The sequence below is a fragment of the Rhodopseudomonas sp. NSM genome (assembly GCF_052445935.1).
Taxonomy (GTDB): domain Bacteria; phylum Pseudomonadota; class Alphaproteobacteria; order Rhizobiales; family Xanthobacteraceae; genus Rhodopseudomonas.
In genome coordinates this window covers 920001-927362 of record NZ_JBQTCH010000001.1, presented here as the reverse complement: position 1 = coordinate 927362, position 7362 = coordinate 920001, and the positions used below count along the sequence as shown (strand labels likewise).

The window sequence follows — 7362 nt, the reverse complement described above, 5'->3', positions numbered from 1 at the left end:
TGACCCGGCCATCTACGTTTTGGGGCCGCCTGCTGAGACCGGCCCTGCATCGCCACCTGCATGGCGTCATCCTGAGGCGCCCGACGTGTCGCGCGTCTGCGCGGCGCGTCGGGCCTCGAAGGATGAGTTGCAAGGCTCGCCGCTGTCATCCTTCGAGGCTCGCTGCGCTCGCTCCTCAGGATGACGGTCGCGCAGCGTGGTGAGGCCGTCGAGCCTGCCCGGCTACTTCTTCGCGATCTTGTAGATCGCGTTTTCGATATCCGACGACACATAGATCGTGCCGGTCGCGCCGACGCCGATGCCGGTCGGCATGTTGGTCGGCGGCAGGCCGGGAGCGGCGGTGAGGCCGATCGGCAGGTTGCCGGCGAGTTCGGTGACCTTGCCGGTCGAAGGATCGATCGAGACGACGCGTCTGGCGCCGACTTCGGCGACGATCAGCTGGCCGGACGGCGCCAGCGCCAGGCCTTCCGGCATCTTCAGATCCTTCGCCACCACGGTCTTGGCGCCGCTCGCCGGATCGATCTTCGTCACCTGCCCGGCGAACGCCTCGGTGACATAGACCGCCCCGTCGGGTGCCGCCGCGAGGCCGACCGGGCCGGCGAGGTCGGTGGCGATCGCCTTGCGGTCCTTGCCGTGCTCGCCGCCGACCTCGATCAGCGATTTGGTCCCGAGCTCGGCGACCACCAGCTTGCCGTTCGCCAGCCGGATCGCGTCATAGGGCGCCTTGAAATCGTGCAGCATCTCGATGCTCTTGCCGCTGGCCCGATCGATCACCTGCACGGTGCCGGTGAACCAGCTCGACAGGATCACCTCGTCGGCCTTGGCGGTGGCGCTCATCGGATATTCCAGCGTGGTGCCGTCGGCGTGCATCCGCGCCAGCTCGCGCACCTCGCCGGTCGCGCCATCGACGCTGCGATAGGCGAACACGTCGGCGACGTAGATGGTGTCCTTGCCGCCGTCGCTCACCACGCCGATGCCGCCCGGAAATGCCAGCTTGCCGATGATCACCTGCCTGGCCGTGCCGGTTTTCGGGTCGACCTCCTGGATGCCGTTGTCGGCCATGTTGGAAACGAAGATGCGGTCCTGCGCGTCGATCGCGAGATTGTCGAGCGACGGCTTGAGCTGCGCCGCGACCTGCTTGTTGCCGGTCTTGACGTCGACCCGGACGAGCTGGCCGAGCGCGGTGTCGAGCACGTAGAGATTGCCCTTGGAGTCGAAATTCGCCGCCGCCGGAATTTTGAAGCCGTCGGCGACGACGCTGAGTTCGCCCTTGTCGACGTCGACCGCGGCGACCTGGCCCTTGAACCACAGCGGGCCGTAGAGCTTGTCGTCCGGGCCGAATTCGAAGCCGTTCAGGCCCCCGATCTTCTCCATGATCTTGCGCGGCGGCTTGGTGCCCTCGACGTCGATCTCATACAGCGCGTCGCCGAGAAACACCTGCGTGGCGTAGAGCCGGCCGTCCTTGCGGAACGCCAGCGAATTGATGCCGGGCAGACCCGAGGCGAGTTTCCTGATCGGCCCGTCGCCCTTGCGCGCGTACAGATCTCCGGTGAGAAACGCGGTCCACGCCATGGTGCCGTCGGGCGCGAAGGCGATGTCGTCGGCCATGCCTTCCGGCGTCGGCACCGCGATCTTCGCCGTGCCGGCTTCGCGATCGACCTCGTACAGCGCGGCACCCGCGACCGAGCCCGCGAACAGCCGGCCGGCCTTGTCGACGCCGAGGCCGTGCACGCCGTGAAACGCCGAGCCCTGCACCAGTTTCGTGACCTGGTAATCGTCCGCGCGCGCGGCGGAAAAGGCCAGCAGGCCGAGCGCCATCGCGCTCGCGCCGAGCGCAAGTTTGGTCCTCATCGCATTTTCTCCCGTAAGTTTGTTGTTATGCCGGGAGTATTTGGCTGCGCCGAAGCGTTGGCAAGAGGAAGTTGGCAAGGGGAGTTGGCAAGGGGACTGGCAAATCCCGTGTCCCGGACGCGCTGCGGCATTGTTCATGCCGCTGCGCAGATCCGGGACCCCGGTTACGTCTTGCTTTGCAGAATTCCGGGTCCCCGGATCAGCAGTGCATCACGCCGCAAAGCGCTTTGTGCGGCCCTGAATCGCCGGCTCGCTCGCGCTGCGCTTGCCGCGCTTACTTCCGCGCCGCCGCCGCGCTGACGCTTCGCGCCGGCGTGGTCGCGGTCAGGTCGTCGGCGAAGCGGCCGACGCCGCGGCCGGCCAGCATGGCGTCGAGGCGGTCGCGTTCTTTTTCGAAACTCGCCAGCAGCGGGCCGCCCAGTGAGCGGCCGCGCGGCAGTTTCACCCGCATCGGGTCGACGAACCGGCCGTTGACGAGAATTTCGTAATGCACATGCGCGCCGGTCGACAGGCCGGTGGAGCCGACGAAGCCGATCACCTGGCCCTGCCGCACCCGCTTACCGGGCTCCATGCCCTTGGCGAAGGCCGACATATGGCCGTAGGCGGTCTCGTAGCCGTTGTTGTGCTTGATCCGGATGTATTTGCCGTAGCCGCCTTCCCAGCCGGCCTTCTCGATCACGCCGTTGCCGGAGGCGAAAATCGGCGTGCCATAGGGCGTCGACCAGTCGACGCCGGTGTGCATCTTGACGTAGCCGAGGATCGGGTGCCGGCGGCCGCCGAAGCCGGAGCGCATGATCGCGTTGTTGACCGGCTTGCGCACCAGGAACTTCTTCGCGCTCTTGCCGGTCTCGTCGTAGAAATCGACCACCGAATCGTCGGGGGTCTGGAAGCGGTAGTATTTCTTGGTTTCGCCGCCGACGGTGAGCGCGGCGAACAGCACGTCGTTCTTCTCGACCGCCGTGGTGGTCTCGTCGTCGCCGGCATAGAACACCTCGAACGAGTCGCCTGCCTGCACCCTGCGCTGGAAGTCGACGTCGTAGGAGTAGATCTTGATCATGTCGTCGATGATCGCCTGCGGCACCTTGTTGCGCAGCGCGGTCTCGTAGATCGACTGGTAGAGGCGCACGCCGGTGCCGTCGTCCTCGTCCTCGTCGCTGTTGTCGGCGGTATCGCTGACGGTGTTCAGGGCCTGGACGTCGACCGCGACGTAGCGGCCGAGATCGGACAGCGCCGCCACCGCTTCGACGGTCGAGTCGTTGGCGATGATCACCCGGAACGGCTGCGGCTGTTTGGCGGGGCCGGTGGGCTCCATCAGGATTTTCAGCTTCTGGCCTTCCTTCAGCCCGCCGCTGCGGCCGCGCGCGCCGAGCGCGGTGGCGACCGCGGTGGCATCCTCCTCGCTGGCGCCCTGGTCGCGCAGCACCGAGATCACGGTGTCGCCCTTCTTGACGATATGGACGCGCTCGCCGGTGGCGTTGCCGCCGGTCACCTGCTCCTTGGTCTTCGGCAGCAGCGTGACGTTTTCCGGCACGATCCGGGTCTCGAAGCCCGCATAGGGATCGGCGGAGGCGCCCTCGGGCGCGTAGCCGAGCCGCATGTCGCCGCCGCTGTTGCCGCCGCCGCCGATGTCGCCGGCGGTGGCGCTGGCGTAGCGCACGCCGCTGTTGCCCTTCCAGCTCGCGGCGTCGCGCACCCGCATCAGGATCTCGTCGGGCGGGATGAAGCCCGCGATCTTCGCCCGCGGCAGCACCTGGCCGAGATCGCGGGTGATGAACGAGACCTCGGCGTCGGGTTCGACCGCGTCGGGATTCTGCGCGTCTTCCGCGGCCGGAGTGGCGACGCCGACGTCGCTCAGCATCCGCTGGGCGTTGAACGGCGGGATCTTGGCGGACAGTTCGGAGGTCGACAGCGACAGATTGCCGGCGATCTTGATGAAGGGCCGCACCCGGACGACGTCGCGACTGCCGACACGAGACACGGTCGAAACCCGGATCACGTTGCGCGCGGCCTGCGATTCGCTGGGCGGGGGCAGGCGGTCACTCTTGTGCAGGGCTGCGTTCTTGTCGGCGCCGAATGCGCCGCGGAGCGCGGCCTCGACCCGCTCCGGCGCCTTGGCGAAGGTCATTTCGCCGTCGAGCGACGCGAAAACGGCGCCGCCGATCAAGGCTGCGCCGCACAGGCCGGTCAGAATCGTCCCGCTGAACCATTGGACGGATACGCGGCGGCGATCGATCACCGCGGCTTCGGAGCCATCAACGGAAAGCGGGGGCTCGTGCCCGAGATCGATGAAACCGACCTCGCGCCCGTGGCTGCGTCCCCGTGACAACCTCTGGCTCAATCCGCAGTCCCCCAAAATCTTCCCCGCTGGCGTCTGTCGCCCGCCGGCAAGTGTCCCTGACCTGTCGGACTCTCAGCGCGATCGGGTGGATCGCGAGAGCGTCCTGTGGCCCAGACCTCCCGGAAACGCCGCGCGGGCGAAACTCAGGAACTGGGCCGCGCCACTGACGTTCGACAAGAGGCGGCCAAATTGCTGGCAGCCAGCACGAACGTCAATGGCGGGAAATGTTCGATGCCGGACGCAGGCGAGGAATTGGCGATGAAAGCATCATGATCGCGATCCCTGTCTGGCAAAGACCGGCTGCCGGAGCTGGCAACCGGACGAATCCGGCCAATCTATTTTGGGGAGAACGACCGAGGAATGTGGCTTGAGTACGGCGCCACGGCCCGGAAAGCCTTGTGCCATCAAAGGAAAATGATTTTTCGAGGTCACACGACATTTTTCTGACGAAGGCCGTTGACAGATCCGAGGGGCCTGGCCTATAAACCAACCACTGAGCGCGGCGCCGCTGCAGCCCACCGGGCCCCAGCGAGCTTCCGCGCCTCTGAAAGCTTCATCACTACGATGAGTGATCAGCAGCCGACAGTCATCGGTTGCTAATTGCCGTCGGATGGAGAGCGGGGCTCCTATAAGTGTAGGAGCAGAAGTCGAAACCTTCGGGTTTGCGCTTCATTGGATCTTCGGATCCGGCCGAACCTCCGGGTTCGACACATAGAGATAAGAACCTTCGGGTTCACGGGACCTTCGGGTCTTTTGGGGTCTTCGGGCTCCGGGCTGTTTGACAAGTAAATATGAAGAAAGAGAAACGTGGACGGCGAAGTCCTTGCGGGTCTCGATTGTAAGAAGGCTTCGGCTTTCGAGCATAGAGACCGGACGAAAGACTTCGGCGGTTACACGTTTCAAAGGTTACACCATGTCATCTTCGGATGGCGTGTCGGTCGCGATGTGAATCGTCGGCCGGCGTATATGGTGGGACCTCGTCAAAACGTTGTGATCAGCCGGTTCAAAGTTTCAAGTCCAACTTGAGAGTTTGATCCTGGCTCAGAGCGAACGCTGGCGGCAGGCTTAACACATGCAAGTCGAACGGGCATAGCAATATGTCAGTGGCAGACGGGTGAGTAACACGTGGGAACGTACCTTTTGGTTCGGAACAACTGAGGGAAACTTCAGCTAATACCGGATAAGCCCTTACGGGGAAAGATTTATCGCCGAAAGATCGGCCCGCGTCTGATTAGCTAGTTGGTGAGGTAATGGCTCACCAAGGCGACGATCAGTAGCTGGTCTGAGAGGATGATCAGCCACATTGGGACTGAGACACGGCCCAAACTCCTACGGGAGGCAGCAGTGGGGAATATTGGACAATGGGGGAAACCCTGATCCAGCCATGCCGCGTGAGTGATGAAGGCCCTAGGGTTGTAAAGCTCTTTTGTGCGGGAAGATAATGACGGTACCGCAAGAATAAGCCCCGGCTAACTTCGTGCCAGCAGCCGCGGTAATACGAAGGGGGCTAGCGTTGCTCGGAATCACTGGGCGTAAAGGGTGCGTAGGCGGGTCTTTAAGTCAGAGGTGAAAGCCTGGAGCTCAACTCCAGAACTGCCTTTGATACTGAAGGTCTTGAGTATGGGAGAGGTGAGTGGAACTGCGAGTGTAGAGGTGAAATTCGTAGATATTCGCAAGAACACCAGTGGCGAAGGCGGCTCACTGGCCCATTACTGACGCTGAGGCACGAAAGCGTGGGGAGCAAACAGGATTAGATACCCTGGTAGTCCACGCCGTAAACGATGAATGCCAGCCGTTAGTGGGTTTACTCACTAGTGGCGCAGCTAACGCTTTAAGCATTCCGCCTGGGGAGTACGGTCGCAAGATTAAAACTCAAAGGAATTGACGGGGGCCCGCACAAGCGGTGGAGCATGTGGTTTAATTCGACGCAACGCGCAGAACCTTACCAGCCCTTGACATGTCCAGGACCGGTCGCAGAGATGTGACCTTCTCTTCGGAGCCTGGAGCACAGGTGCTGCATGGCTGTCGTCAGCTCGTGTCGTGAGATGTTGGGTTAAGTCCCGCAACGAGCGCAACCCCCGTCCTTAGTTGCTACCATTTAGTTGAGCACTCTAGGGAGACTGCCGGTGATAAGCCGCGAGGAAGGTGGGGATGACGTCAAGTCCTCATGGCCCTTACGGGCTGGGCTACACACGTGCTACAATGGCGGTGACAATGGGACGCTAAGGGGCAACCCTTCGCAAATCTCAAAAAACCGTCTCAGTTCGGATTGGAGTCTGCAACTCGACTCCATGAAGTTGGAATCGCTAGTAATCGTGGATCAGCATGCCACGGTGAATACGTTCCCGGGCCTTGTACACACCGCCCGTCACACCATGGGAGTTGGTTCTACCTGAAGGCAGTGCGCTAACCCGCAAGGGAGGCAGCTGACCACGGTAGGGTCAGCGACTGGGGTGAAGTCGTAACAAGGTAGCCGTAGGGGAACCTGCGGCTGGATCACCTCCTTTCTAAGGATGGGTCTTTTCAAGAACTCGCTGCTTGCAGTGAGGGATTATCGACCTGTTTTAGAAACATCCGGGGTTCAAGTCATAATGAACCCCAAATTGGCGGGATTTCGCCGTCTTCGTTTCTCTTTCTTCGCGGACGAACACGCGCCAGGGGCGGCGCGCAGCGTTCTATCGACACGGCCGTCCGGCCGGATCGATGTGCGCGCGCATGCTCCTCGTGTTGAGGGCTTGTAGCTCAGTTGGTTAGAGCGCGCGCTTGATAAGCGTGAGGTCGGAAGTTCAAGTCTTCCCAGGCCCACCACTTCATCGAGCGTTGCATTCGTCTTCTGGTTACGGGGCCATAGCTCAGCTGGGAGAGCGCGTGCTTTGCAAGCATGAGGTCGTCGGTTCGATCCCGTCTGGCTCCACCAGATGGATGATCACTGCGACCCTCGCTTGTGCCTCGACGCTGTCATCGGACAGCTCGACGGAATTCGTCCGCATATTGTATTCGCTTGCCTTCATTCGCATGAAGGCTTGCGGGTTTTCTGACATCGTAAAGAGGAGATCGATCCGAGTTCGGATCCAGTGGAGCAATCCGCGGGAGACGAGCGCGTATCTCCAGACGGTTTTCGGCGCATGCTGATCGCAAGATCGGCGTGTTGTAAAACTGTCTTTGTTGGCGAC

General features: G+C 62.5%; 2 protein-coding genes, 2 tRNA genes and 1 rRNA gene. 3 read left to right on the top strand and 2 right to left on the bottom strand.

All coding sequences use genetic code 11. The annotated features are described in order from the left end of the window. Window positions 1-222: 222 nt before the first annotated feature. Together ACTZWT_RS04225 and ACTZWT_RS04220 are read right to left on the bottom strand one after the other, a co-directional pair. Window positions 223-1851 (bottom strand): SMP-30/gluconolactonase/LRE family protein, encoded by a 1629-nt coding sequence (locus tag ACTZWT_RS04225; protein ID WP_444768433.1) that lies wholly within the window; start codon window positions 1849-1851, stop codon window positions 223-225. Window positions 1852-2125: 274 nt separating this feature from the next. Beyond that, window positions 2126-4177, bottom strand: coding sequence for a M23 family metallopeptidase (locus tag ACTZWT_RS04220; RefSeq protein ID WP_444768477.1), 2052 nt, complete (start codon window positions 4175-4177; stop codon window positions 2126-2128). Window positions 4178-5207: 1030 nt separating this feature from the next. On the opposite strand from ACTZWT_RS04220, the gene ACTZWT_RS04215 reads away from it, so the two are divergent. The 3 genes from ACTZWT_RS04215 to ACTZWT_RS04205 all read left to right on the top strand — a co-directional run bounded on the left by ACTZWT_RS04215 (window position 5208) and on the right by ACTZWT_RS04205 (window position 7106). After that, window positions 5208-6696: ribosomal RNA gene (locus ACTZWT_RS04215) — 16S ribosomal RNA — on the top strand. 224 nt (window positions 6697-6920) lie between these two features. Then, a tRNA-Ile gene (locus ACTZWT_RS04210) sits at window positions 6921-6997 on the top strand. Window positions 6998-7030: 33 nt separating this feature from the next. Then, window positions 7031-7106: transfer RNA gene (locus ACTZWT_RS04205), tRNA-Ala, on the top strand. Window positions 7107-7362: the final 256 nt, after the last annotated feature.

Excerpts from the sequence above, each read along its gene's own strand:
- ACTZWT_RS04225 (WP_444768433.1), bottom strand. The coding sequence starts at position 1,851 with ATGAGGACCAAACTTGCGCTCGGCGCGAGCGCGATGGCGCTCGGCCTG.